This window comes from Anaeromusa acidaminophila DSM 3853 (genome assembly GCF_000374545.1).
Lineage (GTDB): Bacteria > Bacillota > Negativicutes > Anaeromusales > Anaeromusaceae > Anaeromusa > Anaeromusa acidaminophila.
Genome location: NZ_KB894592.1, coordinates 101,543 through 117,110, shown reverse-complemented (window position 1 = coordinate 117,110; position 15,568 = coordinate 101,543). Strand labels below are relative to the sequence as shown.

The 15,568-nt window shown below is 50.8% G+C and carries 31 protein-coding genes; all 31 read left to right on the top strand.

Translation table 11 applies throughout. The annotated features are described in order from the left end of the window. Window positions 1-501: EF-Tu C-terminal domain-related protein (locus C508_RS0109730; RefSeq protein WP_018703372.1), on the top strand; the 501-nt coding region annotated here is incomplete at its 5' end. A gap of 173 nt (window positions 502-674) precedes the next feature. After that, the gene (gene rpsJ / locus C508_RS0109725) at window positions 675-986 is read left to right on the top strand and encodes a 30S ribosomal protein S10 (protein WP_018703371.1); all 312 of its coding nucleotides are present in this window, start codon (window positions 675-677) and stop codon (window positions 984-986) included. A 16-nt stretch (window positions 987-1,002) separates the two neighbouring features. Beyond that, window positions 1,003-1,644 (top strand): 50S ribosomal protein L3, encoded by a 642-nt coding sequence (gene rplC, locus C508_RS0109720; RefSeq protein ID WP_018703370.1) that lies wholly within the window; start codon window positions 1,003-1,005, stop codon window positions 1,642-1,644. Between the two features lie 33 nt (window positions 1,645-1,677). Beyond that, window positions 1,678-2,304, top strand: a complete 627-nt coding sequence (gene rplD, locus C508_RS0109715) for a 50S ribosomal protein L4 (RefSeq protein ID WP_018703369.1) — start codon at window positions 1,678-1,680, stop codon at window positions 2,302-2,304. After that, window positions 2,304-2,591, top strand: a complete 288-nt coding sequence (gene rplW, locus C508_RS0109710; protein ID WP_018703368.1) for a 50S ribosomal protein L23 — start codon at window positions 2,304-2,306, stop codon at window positions 2,589-2,591. The genes rplD and rplW overlap by 1 nt, the downstream gene beginning before the upstream one ends. Window positions 2,592-2,620: 29 nt before the next feature. Further along, on the top strand, window positions 2,621-3,448 hold the full coding sequence (gene rplB, locus C508_RS0109705; RefSeq protein WP_018703367.1) for a 50S ribosomal protein L2: 828 nt from the start codon (window positions 2,621-2,623) through the stop codon (window positions 3,446-3,448). 23 nt (window positions 3,449-3,471) lie between these two features. After that, window positions 3,472-3,753 carry a 30S ribosomal protein S19 gene (rpsS, locus tag C508_RS0109700; RefSeq protein ID WP_018703366.1) on the top strand — a complete coding sequence of 94 codons (282 nt, stop codon included), beginning with the start codon at window positions 3,472-3,474 and terminating at the stop codon, window positions 3,751-3,753. Window positions 3,754-3,804: 51 nt separating this feature from the next. Next, window positions 3,805-4,137, top strand: a complete 333-nt coding sequence (rplV, locus tag C508_RS0109695) for a 50S ribosomal protein L22 (RefSeq protein WP_018703365.1) — start codon at window positions 3,805-3,807, stop codon at window positions 4,135-4,137. A 22-nt stretch (window positions 4,138-4,159) separates the two neighbouring features. Next, complete coding sequence (gene rpsC / locus C508_RS0109690) at window positions 4,160-4,822, top strand: 30S ribosomal protein S3 (RefSeq protein ID WP_018703364.1); 663 nt, start codon at window positions 4,160-4,162, stop codon at window positions 4,820-4,822. 2 nt (window positions 4,823-4,824) lie between these two features. Continuing rightward, window positions 4,825-5,268 (top strand): 50S ribosomal protein L16, encoded by a 444-nt coding sequence (gene rplP, locus C508_RS0109685; protein WP_018703363.1) that lies wholly within the window; start codon window positions 4,825-4,827, stop codon window positions 5,266-5,268. Further along, window positions 5,258-5,461, top strand: coding sequence for a 50S ribosomal protein L29 (rpmC, locus tag C508_RS0109680; protein ID WP_026319463.1), 204 nt, complete (start codon window positions 5,258-5,260; stop codon window positions 5,459-5,461). Before rplP ends, rpmC begins: the two co-directional genes overlap by 11 nt. A 42-nt stretch (window positions 5,462-5,503) precedes the next feature. Beyond that, window positions 5,504-5,761, top strand: coding sequence for a 30S ribosomal protein S17 (gene rpsQ / locus C508_RS0109675; protein WP_018703361.1), 258 nt, complete (start codon window positions 5,504-5,506; stop codon window positions 5,759-5,761). A 46-nt stretch (window positions 5,762-5,807) separates the two neighbouring features. Further along, entirely contained in the window at window positions 5,808-6,176 is a 369-nt protein-coding gene (gene rplN / locus C508_RS0109670; RefSeq protein ID WP_018703360.1) for a 50S ribosomal protein L14, read from the top strand. Window positions 6,177-6,195: 19 nt separating this feature from the next. After that, the gene (rplX, locus tag C508_RS0109665; protein WP_018703359.1) at window positions 6,196-6,531 is read left to right on the top strand and encodes a 50S ribosomal protein L24; all 336 of its coding nucleotides are present in this window, start codon (window positions 6,196-6,198) and stop codon (window positions 6,529-6,531) included. 26 nt (window positions 6,532-6,557) lie between these two features. After that, window positions 6,558-7,097 (top strand): 50S ribosomal protein L5, encoded by a 540-nt coding sequence (gene rplE, locus C508_RS0109660; RefSeq protein ID WP_018703358.1) that lies wholly within the window; start codon window positions 6,558-6,560, stop codon window positions 7,095-7,097. 15 nt (window positions 7,098-7,112) lie between these two features. Further along, complete coding sequence (locus tag C508_RS0109655) at window positions 7,113-7,298, top strand: type Z 30S ribosomal protein S14 (RefSeq protein WP_018703357.1); 186 nt, start codon at window positions 7,113-7,115, stop codon at window positions 7,296-7,298. Between the two features lie 27 nt (window positions 7,299-7,325). Next, window positions 7,326-7,724, top strand: a complete 399-nt coding sequence (rpsH, locus tag C508_RS0109650; RefSeq protein ID WP_018703356.1) for a 30S ribosomal protein S8 — start codon at window positions 7,326-7,328, stop codon at window positions 7,722-7,724. Window positions 7,725-7,752: 28 nt separating this feature from the next. Next, window positions 7,753-8,301, top strand: coding sequence for a 50S ribosomal protein L6 (gene rplF, locus C508_RS0109645; RefSeq protein ID WP_018703355.1), 549 nt, complete (start codon window positions 7,753-7,755; stop codon window positions 8,299-8,301). Between the two features lie 25 nt (window positions 8,302-8,326). Beyond that, a complete protein-coding gene (rplR, locus tag C508_RS0109640; protein ID WP_018703354.1) occupies window positions 8,327-8,695 on the top strand; it encodes a 50S ribosomal protein L18 in 369 nt (122 codons plus the stop codon). 20 nt (window positions 8,696-8,715) lie between these two features. After that, a complete protein-coding gene (gene rpsE, locus C508_RS0109635; RefSeq protein ID WP_018703353.1) occupies window positions 8,716-9,216 on the top strand; it encodes a 30S ribosomal protein S5 in 501 nt (166 codons plus the stop codon). Window positions 9,217-9,228: 12 nt separating this feature from the next. Next, window positions 9,229-9,414, top strand: a complete 186-nt coding sequence (gene rpmD / locus C508_RS0109630) for a 50S ribosomal protein L30 (RefSeq protein ID WP_018703352.1) — start codon at window positions 9,229-9,231, stop codon at window positions 9,412-9,414. Window positions 9,415-9,432: 18 nt separating this feature from the next. Further along, window positions 9,433-9,873, top strand: coding sequence for a 50S ribosomal protein L15 (gene rplO / locus C508_RS0109625; RefSeq protein ID WP_018703351.1), 441 nt, complete (start codon window positions 9,433-9,435; stop codon window positions 9,871-9,873). Further along, window positions 9,874-11,130, top strand: a complete 1,257-nt coding sequence (gene secY, locus C508_RS0109620) for a preprotein translocase subunit SecY (protein ID WP_018703350.1) — start codon at window positions 9,874-9,876, stop codon at window positions 11,128-11,130. It abuts the gene before it with no gap. Window positions 11,131-11,142: 12 nt separating this feature from the next. Continuing rightward, complete coding sequence (locus tag C508_RS0109615; RefSeq protein WP_018703349.1) at window positions 11,143-11,790, top strand: adenylate kinase; 648 nt, start codon at window positions 11,143-11,145, stop codon at window positions 11,788-11,790. A 2-nt stretch (window positions 11,791-11,792) separates the two neighbouring features. Next, a complete protein-coding gene (map, locus tag C508_RS0109610) occupies window positions 11,793-12,539 on the top strand; it encodes a type I methionyl aminopeptidase (RefSeq protein WP_018703348.1) in 747 nt (248 codons plus the stop codon). Between the two features lie 169 nt (window positions 12,540-12,708). Further along, entirely contained in the window at window positions 12,709-12,927 is a 219-nt protein-coding gene (gene infA, locus C508_RS0109605; protein WP_018703347.1) for a translation initiation factor IF-1, read from the top strand. Window positions 12,928-12,978: 51 nt separating this feature from the next. Further along, window positions 12,979-13,092 (top strand): 50S ribosomal protein L36, encoded by a 114-nt coding sequence (gene rpmJ / locus C508_RS0109600; RefSeq protein WP_011197166.1) that lies wholly within the window; start codon window positions 12,979-12,981, stop codon window positions 13,090-13,092. 14 nt (window positions 13,093-13,106) lie between these two features. Continuing rightward, entirely contained in the window at window positions 13,107-13,478 is a 372-nt protein-coding gene (gene rpsM / locus C508_RS0109595) for a 30S ribosomal protein S13 (protein ID WP_018703346.1), read from the top strand. Between the two features lie 22 nt (window positions 13,479-13,500). Beyond that, window positions 13,501-13,893, top strand: a complete 393-nt coding sequence (rpsK, locus tag C508_RS0109590; RefSeq protein ID WP_018703345.1) for a 30S ribosomal protein S11 — start codon at window positions 13,501-13,503, stop codon at window positions 13,891-13,893. 23 nt (window positions 13,894-13,916) lie between these two features. After that, entirely contained in the window at window positions 13,917-14,552 is a 636-nt protein-coding gene (gene rpsD / locus C508_RS0109585) for a 30S ribosomal protein S4 (RefSeq protein ID WP_018703344.1), read from the top strand. A 55-nt stretch (window positions 14,553-14,607) separates the two neighbouring features. After that, on the top strand, window positions 14,608-15,561 hold the full coding sequence (locus C508_RS0109580) for a DNA-directed RNA polymerase subunit alpha (RefSeq protein ID WP_018703343.1): 954 nt from the start codon (window positions 14,608-14,610) through the stop codon (window positions 15,559-15,561). Window positions 15,562-15,568: the final 7 nt, after the last annotated feature.

The following is a 15,568-nucleotide window of genomic DNA, read 5'->3' as shown; positions in this document are numbered from 1 at the left end:
GGCCGCGTAGAACGCGGTATGGTTAAAGTAGGCGACACCGTAGAAATCGTCGGCATGATGGAAGAAGCGAAACAAACGGTTTGCACCGGCGTAGAAATGTTCCGCAAATTGCTGGACTCCGCTGTGGCTGGCGACAACATCGGCGCGCTGCTGCGCGGCGTAGAACGCAAAGACATCCAGCGCGGCCAGGTTTTGGCTAAGCCGGGTTCCATTAAACCGCACACGAAGTTCATGGGCGAAGTATACGTCCTGTCCAAAGAAGAAGGCGGCCGTCACACTCCGTTCTTTAACGGCTACCGTCCGCAGTTCTACTTCCGTACGACCGACGTAACCGGCGTGATCACCCTGCCCGAAGGCACGGAAATGGTTATGCCTGGCGACAACGTGCAGATGGCTATCGAATTGATTACTCCCATCGCCGTTGAAGAAGGCCTGCGTTTTGCTATCCGCGAAGGCGGCCGCACCGTCGGCGCCGGCGTAGTTACCGCAATCAACGCGTAAACATCTTAATGCAAATGGTTTTGGCCATAGCGGCGGCTTACCGCCGCTATGGCAATACAATTGAATAACGGTGTTTGCGATGATGCAGGAGGTGGCCCGGCTGAGTTCCGGGGGAAATTCCTGCTGAGAAATGTCCGTTCTAAGAAACTGGGCGATAAGGAGGATTCATACGAATGCCTAAGCAACAAAAAATCAGAATCCGCTTGAAGGCGTACGATCACAAAGCTCTGGATCAGAGCGCTGCTAAGATCGTAGAAACTGCGAAAAGAACCGGCGCCATGGTGTCCGGGCCGATTCCGCTTCCTACAGAAAAAAATGTTTTCACCATTCTGCGTTCTCCTCATGTAAATAAGGATTCGCGGGAACAATTTGAAATGCGTACGCATAAACGTTTGATTGATATCCTGGAACCGACATCCAAAACGGTAGATTCCCTCATGCGCCTCGACCTGCCGGCCGGTGTGGATATCGAAATCAAGCTGTAGGAGGAGGTGGCAGAACATGGCAAAAAGCATTCTTGGCAAAAAACTGGGCATGACGCAGATTTTCACCGAAGAGGGGAAAGTGGTTCCGGTAACGGTAGTCGAAGCCGGACAATGCGTTGTCGTAGGAAACAAAACGGTTGAAAACGACGGCTACAATGCGGTTCAACTTGGTTTTGGAGCCGTGAAAGATAAAAACGTCACCAAGCCGATGCAGGGAGTTTTTGCAAAAGCTGGCGTGACCCCCGTGAAATTCATCCGGGAAATTCGCCTGGCGGACGCTTCCGAATTTACTGCCGGACAAGTCATTGGTGTTGACACCTTTGAAGCCGGTGAGTTGGTGGACGTAGTCGGTACGGCTAAAGGTAAAGGTTTTGCAGGCGGCATTAAACGCCATAACTTTGCACGCGGACCTATGGGCCACGGCTCGAAATCGCACCGTGAACCCGGTTCTATCGGCCCTCGTATGAGCGGCGGCGGCGGCAAAGTATTCAAAGGCAAAAAATTGCCTGGTCAAATGGGTGGTCAACGAGTTACCATTCAGCGTCTCAGCGTCGTTCGTATCGACACCGAGCGCAACCTGATCTTGATCAAAGGCGCCATCCCCGGCCCGAAAAAAGGTCTGGTCATCATCAAGAACACGGTGAAACCCGGCAAATAAATTCGCCGGTTTCTTGAAAGGAGGATGTGCTATATGCCGAAAGTGGCAGTATATGATATCACCGGCAAGCAAACCGGTGAAGTGGAACTGAATGATAGCGTGTTCGCTGTGGAAGTGAACGAGGCTGTGCTCCATCAAGCAGTTGTTATGCAGATGGCCAGTCAGCGCCAAGGTACAGCGTCCACAAAAACCAGAGGTTTTGTACGCGGTGGCGGCAAAAAACCCTGGAAACAAAAAGGAACCGGACGCGCTCGCGCCGGCAGCATTCGCTCTCCGTTGTGGGTAGGCGGCGGCACGGTTTTCGGACCGCAACCCCGTTCTTATGCGTTCAGCATGCCTCGCAAACAGCGTCGTTTAGCTCTCAAATCCGCTCTGACCGCTAAGGTACAGGACGGTGAGCTGGTGGTTCTGGAGGGCATCGATTTTGAAGCTCCCAAAACGAAACAGGTCATCAAAATGATGGGTGATTTTAATGCTTCCGAGCAGAAAGCCCTGATCATTACGGCGGAAGAAGTGGAAAGCGTAGTTAAATCCGCTCGCAACCTTCCGAGCGTTAAAACCATTACCAGCATGGGCCTGAATGTAATGGACCTGCTTCATCATGATCGGGTTTTCGTTACCAAAGAGGCAGTCACCCGTATTGAGGAGGTGCTGGCATAATGGAAAATTTGTGCGACGTGCTTGTTCGTCCTGTCATCACGGAGAAAAGCAACCAGTTGATGGAGGAAAGCAAATACACCTTTATCGTATCGCTCAAAGCCACGAAGGTGGAAATCCGCCAAGCTGTGGAAAAAATGTTCAAAGTCCAGGTTGAGGCTGTGAACACAGTGCGTGTAATGGGTAAAACCAAGCGCATGGGCAGACACGAAGGGAAACGCCCCGATTTCAAGAAAGCTATCGTCAAACTGGCCCCCGGCCAGAGCATTGCGTTCTTCGAAGGGGTCTAAGCCGATAACACCGAAAAGGAGGGGCAACTATGGCAGTAAAATCGTTTAAACCTTATTCTGCCGGCAGACGTTTCATGACAGTAGCCAGCTTCGATGAAGTTACTACTGACAAACCGGAACGCTCTTTGCTGGTACGTTTGACTAAAAAAGGCGGCCGCAACCAACAAGGCCGACTGACTGTACGCCATCAAGGCGGCGGTCATAAGCGCATGTACCGCATCATCGACTTCAAACGCAACAAGGACGGCATTGTCGCCAAAGTAGCGTCTGTGGAATATGATCCGAATCGTTCCGCTTATATTGCGTTGCTTCATTATGTAGATGGCGAAAAACGCTACATTTTGGCACCCCACGGTCTTAAAGTGGGCGACAAAGTGGAAAGCGGTCCTGAAGCCGACATTAAAGTAGGCAATGCGTTGCCGATGGTGAACATCCCCGTCGGTACTATGTTGCACAACATTGAGATGAAGATTGGCAAAGGCGGCCAAATGGTACGCAGCGCCGGCGCTTCTGCTCAGTTGATGGCTAAAGAAGGCGGCACTGCTCTTTTGCGTTTGCCCTCGGGCGAATTGCGCAAAGTGCATGTTAACTGCCGTGCAACCATCGGCCAGGTTGGCAACTTGGAACATGAAAACATTACAATCGGTAAAGCTGGCCGTTCTCGTTGGCTGGGCGTGCGTCCTGCAAACCGCGGCGTAGCAATGAACCCTTGCGATCATCCGCATGGCGGTGGTGAAGGCCGTTCGCCGGTGGGCCGCAAGCATCCGGTTACGCCTTGGGGCAAATGCGCGCATGGTGTGAAAACCCGTCGCAGCAAACAGTCCGACAAAATGATCGTCAAACGACGCACGAAATAACCGCGTGAAGGGAGGCCAATGTCGTGTCCAGATCTATCAAAAAAGGACCTTTTGTGCATGAAAGCTTGCTGAAGAAAATTGAATCTATGAATGCTAGCGGCGACAAAAAGGTCGTAAAATGCTGGTCTCGCAGTTCGACAATTCTGCCGAATTTTGTGGGCCATACCATCGCTGTGCATGACGGCCGCAAACATGTTCCGGTCTATGTGACCGAAGACATGGTCGGCCATAAGCTGGGCGAATTCGCTCCGACCCGCACCTATAAAGGTCACGCCGGCTCGGAAAAATCCACTTCGCTGCGCTAAGCGCTGCGGGCTGCGTTTAGCGCAGTGATCATACCGAAAGGGGGCTAGTGCATGGAAGCCAAAGCGGTTGCCAAGAATATCCGCATTGCGCCGCGTAAAGTGAGAGTCGTTATTGACTTGATCCGCGGTAAAAATGTGGGTGAAGCATTTGCTATATTGAAATACACTCCCAAAGTGGGTACTGAAGTTGTTGAGAAGGTTTTGAAATCAGCTGTTGCTAACGCTGAGAACAATCTTGACCTCAATGTCGACAACCTCTATGTATCGGCAGTATATGTCGATCAGGGTCCCACGATGAAACGCATTCATCCTCGGTCTCGTGGGCAAGCCTTCAAGATTTTGAAGCGCTCCAGCCATGTGACCGTGGTCGTTCAGGAACGATAAGCGGAGAAGGAGGGAACATCTAGTGGGTCAAAAAGTCAATCCTCATGGTTTTCGACTCGGCGTAATCAAGACTTGGGATGCCAAATGGTACGCCGATAAAGATTATGCAAAAAACTTGCATGAAGATATCAAGATTCGTGACTTTATTAAAAAAGCAGCCTTTGCTGCCGGCGTATCTCAGGTTGTAATCGAACGCGCTTCCAACCGTGTACGCATCAACATTCATACCGCAAAACCGGGCATGGTTATCGGCCGCGGCGGCGCAGGTATTGAAGCGTTGAAAAAAGGTCTGCGCAAGCTGACCGAAAAACAACTCGACATCAACATTGCTGAAATTAAGCATCCGGAATTGTCTTCGCAGTTGGTTGCTGAGAACATTGCAGCTCAGCTGGAACGCCGCATTGCTTTCCGTCGTGCTATGAAGCAATCCGTTGGCCGTACGATGCGTATGGGCGCTAAAGGAATCAAAATCATGTGTGGCGGCCGTCTTGGCGGGGCTGAAATTGCCCGTAGCGAAAGCTATCGCGAAGGCAGCATTCCTCTTCACACTCTGCGTGCCGACATTGATTACGGTTTTGCAGAAGCCGCTACTACCTATGGGCGTATCGGTGTTAAGGTGTGGATCTACAAAGGCGAGATTTTGCCTGAAGCCAAGAAACCTGCCGCTCAAGAAGGGGGCGAATAATCATGTTGTTGCCGAAACGCGTTAAGCATCGCAAACAGTTCCGGGGTCGCATGAAGGGCAAAGCCCAAAAAGGCAACACCGTGAGTCACGGCGAATTCGGTCTGGTAGCTCTTGAACCGGCTTGGATTACCAATCGTCAAATCGAAGCTGCTCGTATTGCCATGACTCGTTATATTAAACGTGGCGGTAAAGTCTGGATTAAAATTTTCCCGGATAAGCCGGTTACGGCTAAACCGGCTGAAACTCGCATGGGTAGCGGTAAAGGTTCGCCCGAATATTGGGTGGCTGTTGTAAAACCGGGCCGCGTCATGTTTGAAATGGACGGCGTTGCCGAAGATGTAGCAAAAGAAGCTATGCGTCTGGCTGCTCACAAACTCCCGATTCGGACCCAGTTTGTTGTGCGGGAGAAAGCTCAGGAAGTGGGTGGTGAAGCAAATGAAGGCTAAAGAAATCCGTGATATGAACGCCGCCGAACTCGATCAAAAATTGGCTGGCCTGAAAGATGAATTGTTTCACCTGAGATTTCAGCATGCGACCGGTCAGCTGGAAAACCCCATGCGCCTCAAGGAAGTTAAGAAAACCATCGCCCGCGTGAAAACCATTCAGCGGGAAATGGAAATCAACACCCAAGAAGCGTAAGGAAACAGTGCCAAGTCGCAGATGGAAGGAGGCATATCGGACGTGAGTGAAAGAAACGAGCGTAAAAACCGCATTGGCCGTGTGGTAAGCGATAAAATGGATAAGACTGTAGTCGTAGCCATGGAGCGTACTGTACAGCATCCGTTGTACAAGAAGGCTGTGAAGAAAACGGTTACCTTCAAGGCTCATGATGAAAACAATGAGTGCAAGCCTGGGGATATTGTTTCCTTGATGGAAACACGCCCGCTCTCCAAAGACAAACGTTGGAGAGTTGTTGAAATTCTTGAGAAAGCGAAGTAATCGCTTTAACTTTTGAAAAATTTCAGGCTTGAAGGAGGGAGCAAGGATGATCCAACAACAAACCATTCTTAATGTTGCTGATAATACCGGTGCTAAAAAAGTTATGTGCATTCGCGTATTGGGCGGTTCCTACCGGCGCTATGCCAATATCGGCGACATCATCGTCGCTTCCGTTAAGGACGCAACGCCCGGTGGCGTGGTCAAGAAAGGCGATGTAGTGAAAGCTGTTGTCGTACGGTCTCACAAGGGCCTGCGCCGTCAAGACGGTTCCTACATCCGTTTTGACGAGAACGCCGCCGTTGTCATCAAAGAAGACAAGAGTCCCCGAGGGACCCGTATTTTTGGACCGGTTGCGAGAGAGCTGCGTGATAAAGACTTTATGAAAATTGTCTCGCTGGCACCGGAAGTAATCTAAGTCAGGAGGGAAATCCGGCATGTCAGAAGCCAAATTGCACGTCAAAAAAGGCGATAAAGTCATGGTCCTGTCCGGTAAGGACAAAGGCAAAACCGGTGCTGTTATTCAGGCGCTTCCCAAAAAGGGAAAAGCGGTTGTAGAAGGCATCAATAAAGTAAAGCGTCATACCAAACCGTCTCAGAGCAATCCCCAAGGTGGCATCATTGTGAAGGAAGCTCCGGTTCATGCTGCAAAGCTGATGCTGGTGTGCCCCGCTTGCGACAAAGCAACTCGGGTAAAAAGCAATGTGCTTGCTAACGGCGGTAAAGTTCGCGTTTGTAAAAAATGCGGCGAAACGATTGACAAGGATAAATAACCCAGCACGAAAGGAGGGTACCACTTGTGGTCAGACTGAAAGAGAAATATACTAGCGAAGTCGCGAAAGCGATGATGGAAAAGTTCGGATACAAGAATGTCATGGAAATCCCTAAAATCGAAAAAGTAGTTTTGAATATGGGGATCGGCGAAGCAGTGGCCAATCCGAAAGTGATTGACTCTGCGTTAGCGGATATGACACTGATTTCCGGACAAAAACCGGTTGTCACTCGTGCTAAAAAATCCGTGGCTGCCTTTAAGATTCGTGCGGGTATGCCGATTGGCGCCAAAGTCACCTTGCGCGGTGAACGCATGTACTACTTCTTGGACAAGCTGTTCAATGTCGCACTGGCTCGTGTGCGCGACTTCCGCGGTGTTAGCCCGAAGTCCTTTGACGGACGCGGTAACTACACCATGGGCATCAAGGAACAACTGATTTTCCCCGAGATCGAGTACGACAAGGTCGACAAGATCCGCGGCATGGATATTATCGTTGTTACCACTGCCAAAACTGATGAAGAGGCGCGGGAACTGTTGAAGCTGATGGGCATGCCCTTCAGCGCGTAAAAAGGAGGGACAGTTGTGGCCAAGACAGCTTTGATTGAAAAATGGAAAAAAGAACCTAAATTCAAGGTTCGCAAATACAATCGCTGCAAGATTTGCGGTCGCCCGCATGCTTACATCCGCAAGTTCGAGATGTGCCGTATCTGCTTCCGGGAACTGAGCTATAAAGGCGCAATTCCGGGCGTTACGAAAGCTAGCTGGTAACCAAGCACAGGAAGGAGGTTTGTTCTCATGGTAATGACTGATCCGATCGCTGACATGCTTACCCGAATTCGTAATGCGAACTCGGTGCATCATGATAAAGTGGAGATCCCCGCTTCTAAAGTGAAGCAGGCGATGGCCGAAATTCTCAAACGCGAGGGTTTCATCAAGGACTATGATCTCGTCAACGACAATAAACAAGGCGTTCTTCGGTTGAGCCTCAAATACGGCCCGAACCGCGAGAAAGTCATCACCGGCCTCAAACGCATTTCCAAACCGGGATTGCGCGTATACGCGAAAAAAGAGCAGCTGCCCCGAGTTTTGGGCGGCCTCGGTATCGCCATTATTTCAACATCGCAGGGCATCATGACCGACAAGCAGGCTCGTCGCGAGGGCCTCGGCGGCGAAGTAGTCGCCTACGTTTGGTAAGAAGTTCTGTCTCTAGGAGGTGTAATACATGTCGCGTATTGGTAGAATGCCTATCACTATTCCGGCAGGCGTGACCATCAAGTTGGATGGTAACGTTGTCACTGTGAAAGGCCCTAAAGGCGAACTGACGCGTGAAGTCGCCAAAGCTTTGACGATTAAAATCGAAGAAAACACGCTGACTGTTGAGCGTCCCAGTGACGTGAAGGAACATCGTTCCTTGCACGGTCTCACTCGTACGCTGATCAACAATATGGTTGTGGGCGTAACGGAAGGCTTTACCAAGACCTTGGAAATCAATGGTGTTGGTTATCGCGCCGCTAAGTCCGGCAATAAAGTAACTCTTTCTCTTGGCTTTTCCCATCCTGTCGAGGTTGAGCCTCCCCAGGGTCTGGCGTTAGATGTGCCTGCTCCGAACAGAATCGTAGTTTCAGGCATCAACAAAGAGGCTGTGGGCGCCCTGGCGGCTAAGATTCGCGGTTACCGCGAGCCGGAACCGTATAAAGGCAAAGGCATCAAGTACGAAGGCGAAGTAGTTCGTCGCAAAGTCGGTAAAGCCGGCGGCAAGGGTAAGAAGTAAGCCATAGGCGAAAGGAGTGAACACAGTGCTTCGTAAACCTGTAAAAAACGATTCGCGGCAGAAGCGTCACCTGCGGGTGCGCAAAAACGTCAGCGGCACAGCGGCTAAACCCCGTCTGAATGTGTTCCGCAGCCTGCATCATATTTATGCGCAAATCATTGATGATGTGGCAGGCGTAACGTTGGTTTCTGCCAGCACCATGGATAAAGATATTCGGGAACAAGTCGCCAAAGGCGGCAATTGTGAAGCGTCCAAGCTGGTTGGCGCTGCCGTAGCTAAGCGTGCTCTTGAGAAAGGCATTTCTCAAGTAGTATTTGATCGCGGCGGTTACATCTATCATGGTCGCGTAGCTGCTTTAGCGCAAAGTGCGCGTGAAGCTGGGCTGCAATTCTAAGAGGACAAGGAGGTACAGTCATGGCCAAAATTGACCATACATCCCTCGACCTGCAGGAAAAAGTGGTTTTCATTAACCGCGTAGCCAAGGTCGTCAAGGGTGGTCGCCGCTTCTCCTTCAGTGCCCTGGTCGTCGTGGGCGATGAGAACGGTCATGTCGGCGCAGGCCTCGGCAAAGCTGGGGAAGTTCCGGAAGCCATCCGTAAAGGCGTAGAAGACGCCAAGAAAAATCTCATTAAGGTGCCGATTGTCGGTACTACAATTCCTCATCAAATTCTCGGTGTGTTTGGCGCAGGCAAAGTTCTGTTGAAACCTGCTTCCCAAGGTACCGGTGTTATTGCTGGCGGCCCTGCCCGTGCGGTGTTGGAGCTGGCTGGTATTCATGACATTCTCACCAAGTCGCTGGGTTCTTCGAATCCCAACAACATGGTGCGCGCTACTCTTCGCGGTCTTGAACAGCTGAAGAGAGCCGAAGAAGTGGCGGCTCTGCGTGGCAAGTCCGTGCAGGAACTGCTGGGCTAAGGAGGAGAAACAATGGCGAAACTCACAATTAAGCTGACGCGTAGCCTGATCGGTCGTCCTGAAGACCAGCGTGCCACTGTAAAAGCTCTGGGTCTTGGGAAGATCAACAGCTGCGTTGAGCAGGAAGATACCCCTGTTATCCGCGGTATGATCCGCAAAGTAGAACATTTGGTTACTGTTGAAGAACCACAAAACTAACGAGAGGAGGCGCTAACGATGAAATTGCATGAATTAGCTCCGGTGCCCGGCTCGAAACGCACCCGCACCCGCCTTGGCCGCGGCCTTGGTTCCGGTCTGGGAAAAACTTCCGGCAAAGGTCATAAAGGCCAAAAGGCTCGCAGCGGCGGCGGTACTCGCCCTGGTTTTGAAGGCGGTCAAAAACCTTTGTACCTGCGGCTTCCTAAACGCGGTTTTTATAACAAGTTTGGGAAAGAGTACGCTGAAGTGAACGTAGCTACCCTGAATCGGTTTGAAGCCGGTGCAGAGGTGGATCCAGTAGCCCTTGTGGAAGCTGGCATTTTAAAGAACGTTCATGATGGCGTGCGTGTTCTCGGCGGCGGCGAGTTGACCGTAGCGTTGACCGTAAAGGCCAATGGGTTCACCAAGTCGGCAATTGCCAAGATTGAAGCTGCCGGCGGAAAAGTCGAGGTGTTCTAGGTGCTTGCAGCCCTGTCGAACGTTTTTCAGATTCCTGAGTTGCGCCAGAAGATCGTCTTTACGCTGATCATGTTTCTGGTGTTCCGGGCTGGCACTCACATCCCTGTACCTGGTGTCGATGCAGCCGTGATTGAGCAGCTGTTTACCAGCGGCAATCTGTTTGGACTGTTGGACCTGTTTGCTGGCGGTGCGCTGAGCAAGTTTTCCATTTTCGCGATGAGTATAACCCCTTACATTAATGCTTCCATTATCATGCAATTGCTGACAGTGGTAGTTCCTACCTTTGAACGGTGGAGTAAAGAAGGGCAAGACGGTCGGAAAAAACTGACCCAAATCACGCGTTACGGTACAGTAGTGTTAGGGTTTATGCAGGCTTTGGGCATGGCTCTTGGCTTGAAGCACGCGATCATCAATCCAGGCATCGGCTCCATTCTTCTGATTGCCCTCACGCTGACGGCAGGGACAACCTTCTTGATGTGGCTGGGTGAACAGATAACCGAAAAAGGGATCGGCAATGGTATTTCGCTGATCATCTTTGCGGGGATTGTTTCCCGCCTTCCAGATGGCATCTACGTTATTTACCAATATTTCGAAGCTGGCACGGTCGGCTTGTTTAAACTGTTGTTGTTCTTAACGATTGCGATAGCCATGATTGTTTTGGTTATTGCCATCCAACAAGGACAGCGGCGCATTCCGGTACAGTATGCTAAACGGGTAGTTGGCCGCAAGATGTACGGCGGTCATTCCACCCATATCCCGCTGAAGGTTAACCAGGCGGGAGTTATTCCGATAATCTTTGCGTCATCCGTGCTCATGTTTCCGGTAACTATCGCCCAGTTTATTGATGTGGAATGGGTGAAAATGGTGGCGGGATGGTTTGCGTGGGGAACGCCGCTGCAGACAACTCTGTATGCGCTTTTAATCCTGTTTTTCACGTATTTCTATACTGCGGTTACCTTTAACGTCTCGGATATGGCAGAGAATATGAAAAAACACGGCGGTTTTATTCCAGGTCTGCGTCCAGGAAAACCGACCGCTGACTATCTGGACCGCGTCATGACCCGGATCACCCTGGCAGGTTCGCTGTTCTTGGCTCTGATCGCCATTTTGCCGAACTTTGTAGTGTGGGCGACAGATATCCAGGGCGTTTACTTCGGTGGCACAGCCCTCCTCATTGTTGTGGGTGTGGCGCTGGACACAATGAAGCAAATAGAGTCGCTCGTATTGATGCGGCACTATCAAGGCTTTATGAAGTAAGGAGGACCAAACATGCAAATTTTGCTTATGGGACCGCCTGGGGCCGGCAAAGGCACTCAAGCGGCGCAACTGGTAAAAGAACTGGGCATTCCGCACATTTCGACCGGCGACATGTTTCGTGCCGCTGTTAAGGAAGGAACGGAGCTCGGGAAAAAAGCCAAGGCATGCATGGATGCCGGGCAACTGGTGCCTGATGAGATTACTATCGGCATTGTACGCGAGCGCTTAGCGAAGGCGGACTGCAAAGAAGGCTTTCTGCTGGATGGTTTTCCGCGAACTTTAGAGCAAGCGGAAGCGCTGGGACGAACCTTGGAGGAACTTGGAAGCCGGTTGGACCATGTGATTAACATCACGGTGCCGGCTGAAGATCTGGTAGCTCGTATTACAGGTCGGCGTATCTGCCGCGCCTGCGGCGCCACCTACCATGTGTCGTTCAATCCCTCAAGCAAGAAGGATCGCTGCGATGCTTGTGATGGAGAGCTTTATCAGCGCAACGACGATCAGGAGGCAACCGTAAAAAGCCGCCTGGACGTTTACGAAGCGCAGACCCGTCCCCTCGTAAATTACTATCAGGATCGCGGAGTATATGCTGAAATTGATGGCCGACAGGACATTGACAAAGTGTTGGCTGATATCCTGAAAACATTGCGAGGCGCGTAACGATGATTGTCCTGAAAAGTCAACAGGAAATCGCCTATATGCGTGAAGCTGGGCGGATTGTGGCGGAAACGCTGGAACTCATCCGGCAAGCGGTGAAACCGGACGTGACGACACAAGAACTGGATCGAATCGCCGACGAATACATTCGCGAACGCGGTGCAATTCCGGCATTCAAAGGGTATAATGGTTTTCCCGGCAGTATTTGCGCTTCGGTAAACGAAGAAGTAGTACATGGAATTCCAGGGCCGAGAAAACTTAAGAACGGCGATATCATCAGTGTTGACATCGGTACGTTGATTAATGGATTTTATGGTGATGCAGCCATGACTTTCCCCGTAGGGGAGGTCGCTCCGGAAGTAGCGCAGCTGCTGAAGGTGACGGAAGAATCGCTCTATAAAGGCATTGCTCAAGCAGTGGCTGATCAACGTCTCTATGATATCTCACATGCTGTTCAAATTCATGCGGAAGAATTTGGTTATGGAGTAGTGCGCGACTATGTGGGACATGGCATTGGTCGCAAAATGCATGAAGATCCGCAAATTCCCAACTACGGCGCTCCCGGGCGCGGCCCGCGGCTGAAGCCTGGCATGACTCTGGCGATTGAACCCATGATTAACATGGGGACATATGAAGTAAAAACCCTGCGGGACAACTGGACCGTTATTACAAGGGATGGTAAATGGTCGGCTCATTTTGAACATACCATTGCTATTACCGATGGCGAACCGGAAATTCTGACACGTTTGTGAATGAAATGACTGCAGGAAAAGTGTATAGCTAGCTAAAACGCAGTTGTACACGGCAACGGCGTCTGGACCGGTCGTTTTAGCGGCTGGCCGGACGGACGAAGCCATTTGTCAGCGGATTGCGGGCAGGATGGCACAACAGGTGTAAGAAGCGGGCGAGGAGGGAGATCTCGTGTCCAAGCAAGATGTAATTGAAGTAGAAGGTACGGTAGTTGAGGCATTGCCAAACGCCATGTTTCAAGTTAAACTGGAGAATGGACATGTCGTACTGGCGCATGTTTCCGGTAAGATTCGAATGCATTTTATTCGTATCCTGCCGGGAGATCGTGTTACTGTTGAATTAACACCGTACGATTTGAAGCGCGGCCGTATTACCTATCGCTTTAAATAGGCGGATAACGGGGCAGCCCGTCGGGCTGCGCAGAGAAGGAGGCCAAGGCAAATGAAAGTAAGACCTTCGGTGAAGCCCATTTGCGAAAAATGCAAAGTCATCAAGCGTCATGGCCATGTCATGGTCATTTGTGAAAATCCGAAGCATAAACAAAAACAAGGTTAGGAGGTGGCTGTTCGATGGCACGTATTGCCGGTGTGGATTTGCCGCGCGATAAGCGCGTGGAAATCTCTTTGACATACATCTATGGAGTTGGGCCGACTTTGTCCAAAGAAATCCTGGCTACAGCGGGAATCAATCCTGATACTCGCACCCGGGATCTGACGGAAGAAGAAGTAGCTAAACTTCGTGAATTGATTGACAAAAACTACAAGGTCGAAGGTGACCTGCGGCGTGAACAGCAACTCAATGTCAAGCGTTTGATTGAGATTGGCTCGTACCGTGGCCGCCGTCATCGCTTGGGCTTGCCTGTGCGTGGACAGAACACGAAAAACAATGCCCGCACTCGCAAAGGTCCTAAACGGACTGTTGGCGCTAAGAAGAAAAAATAATCCGTAAAGGAGGGAAACACGCGTGGTAGCGAAAAAAGTTGTTAGAACCAAAAGAAGAGAACGGAAAAACGTTGAGCATGGTCATGCCCACATCCGCTCTACTTTCAATAATACCATCGTCACCATCACCGATACCAAAGGCAATACTCTTTCCTGGGCTAGTGCCGGCGGCCTTGGTTTCCGCGGCTCCCGCAAGAGCACTCCTTTTGCGGCGCAGATGGCTGCAGAAGCAGCTGCCAAGGTAGCTATGGAACATGGTCTCAAGCAGGTGGAAGTATTTGTAAAGGGTCCTGGATCAGGACGTGAAGCGGCGATCCGCTCTTTGCAGGCATCTGGTTTGGAAGTAAACCTGATCAAGGACGTTACTCCCATTCCGCATAACGGTTGCCGTCCGCCCAAGCGGAGAAGAGTATAATTTTCGGGAGGTGTTGAAGAGGAATGGCTAGATATACGGGTCCTGTGTGCAGACTTTGCCGCCGCGAAGGCGCGAAGCTCTACCTCAAAGGTGATAAATGCTATGGCGACAAATGCGCGTTCTCGAAACGTGCTTATGCTCCCGGCCAGCATGGCCAAGGACGCAAAAAAGTTTCGGAATATGGCTTGCAGCTGCGTGAGAAGCAGAAAGCCCGCCGGATTTACGGCATTCTGGAAGGTCAGTTCCGGAAATACTTTGATCGCGCTGAGCGTACCAAAGGTATTACCGGTGAAAACTTGCTGGTCTTGCTGGAGCGTCGTTTAGACAATGCGGTTTTCCGCATGGGTTTTGCGGCTAGCCGCAACCAAGCTCGCCAGATGGTTCGTCATGGTCTTATGACTGTGAACGGCCGTCGGGTAAATATTCCTTCCTTCCAGGTTCGTGTTGGCGACGTAGTTGCTGTACATGAAACCAGCATGGAATCTCCGATCATTAAAATGATGATCGAGACTTACGGCAGCAAGACAGTTCCTGCATGGGTTGAAGACGTTACGGTGACCCCTGAGGCGGTTAGCGCCAAAGTGGCTCGCTTCCCCAGCCGAGAAGAGATCGACTGCCCCATTGTGGAACATCTCATCGTCGAGCTCTACTCGCGTTAATGTCCTTTCTGTGGCATAGCGTAGTAGCAACGCGCGAAGAGGAGGTCGCTTCCTAATGATGGAAATCGAAAAGCCAAGAATTGAAATTGTCGAAAGCCGTGAAGACAATCGCTATGGCAAGTTTGTTTGTGAACCATTGGAACGCGGTTATGGTACTACCCTCGGTAATAGTTTGCGGCGCATTTTATTATCGTCGTTGACTGGTGCGGCAGTTACCTCTGTGCGCATTGAAGGCGTGGATCATGAATTTTCCGTAGTTCCCGGAGTGCGGGAAGATGTCACCGACATCATTCTCAATCTCAAAGAGTTGCGTTTAAAAATGTACACTGACGAGCCGGTTGTACTTCGTATTGAAGTAGACGGTGAGAAAAGTGTCACCGCAGCTGACATTATCGCCAGTTCGGATGTGGAAATCCTCAACCCGGAAAAGCATATTGCCACTGTTGGCCAAGGCTCTTCTTTGCGGATGGAGATTGTCGCTGAAAAAGGCCGTGGCTATGTTCCGGCTGATAAGAACAAGAAAAGCGATCATGTCATTGGCGTGATTCCCATCGACTCTATTTTTTCGCCGATTCAGCGCGTCAATTACGCCATTGCCGACACTCGTGTTGGCAATGTGACGGACTATGACAAGCTGACGTTGGAAGTATGGACCGATGGCAGCATCAAGCCGGAAGAAGCAATCAGCAAATCGGCAACGATCATGATTGCACATTTGAAGCTCTTCCAAAACATGGCAGGCGAAGTGCCGGAAGAAGAAGGACCGGAAAGTGGTTTTGCCAAGGAGCCCGAAGACGGCCCCAATTTGGAAATGACCATTGAAGATCTGGACTTATCGGTACGTTCTTATAACTGCTTGAAGCGGGCTGGCATTAATACGGTAGCTGAGCTGACGCAAAAAACGGAAGACGACATGATGAAAGTCCGTAACTTGGGCCGTAAATCCCTGGAAGAAGTGAAGAAAAAGCTTTTGGAATTGGGATCCGGTCTTAAGGAAACGGAAGAATAAGGAGGAG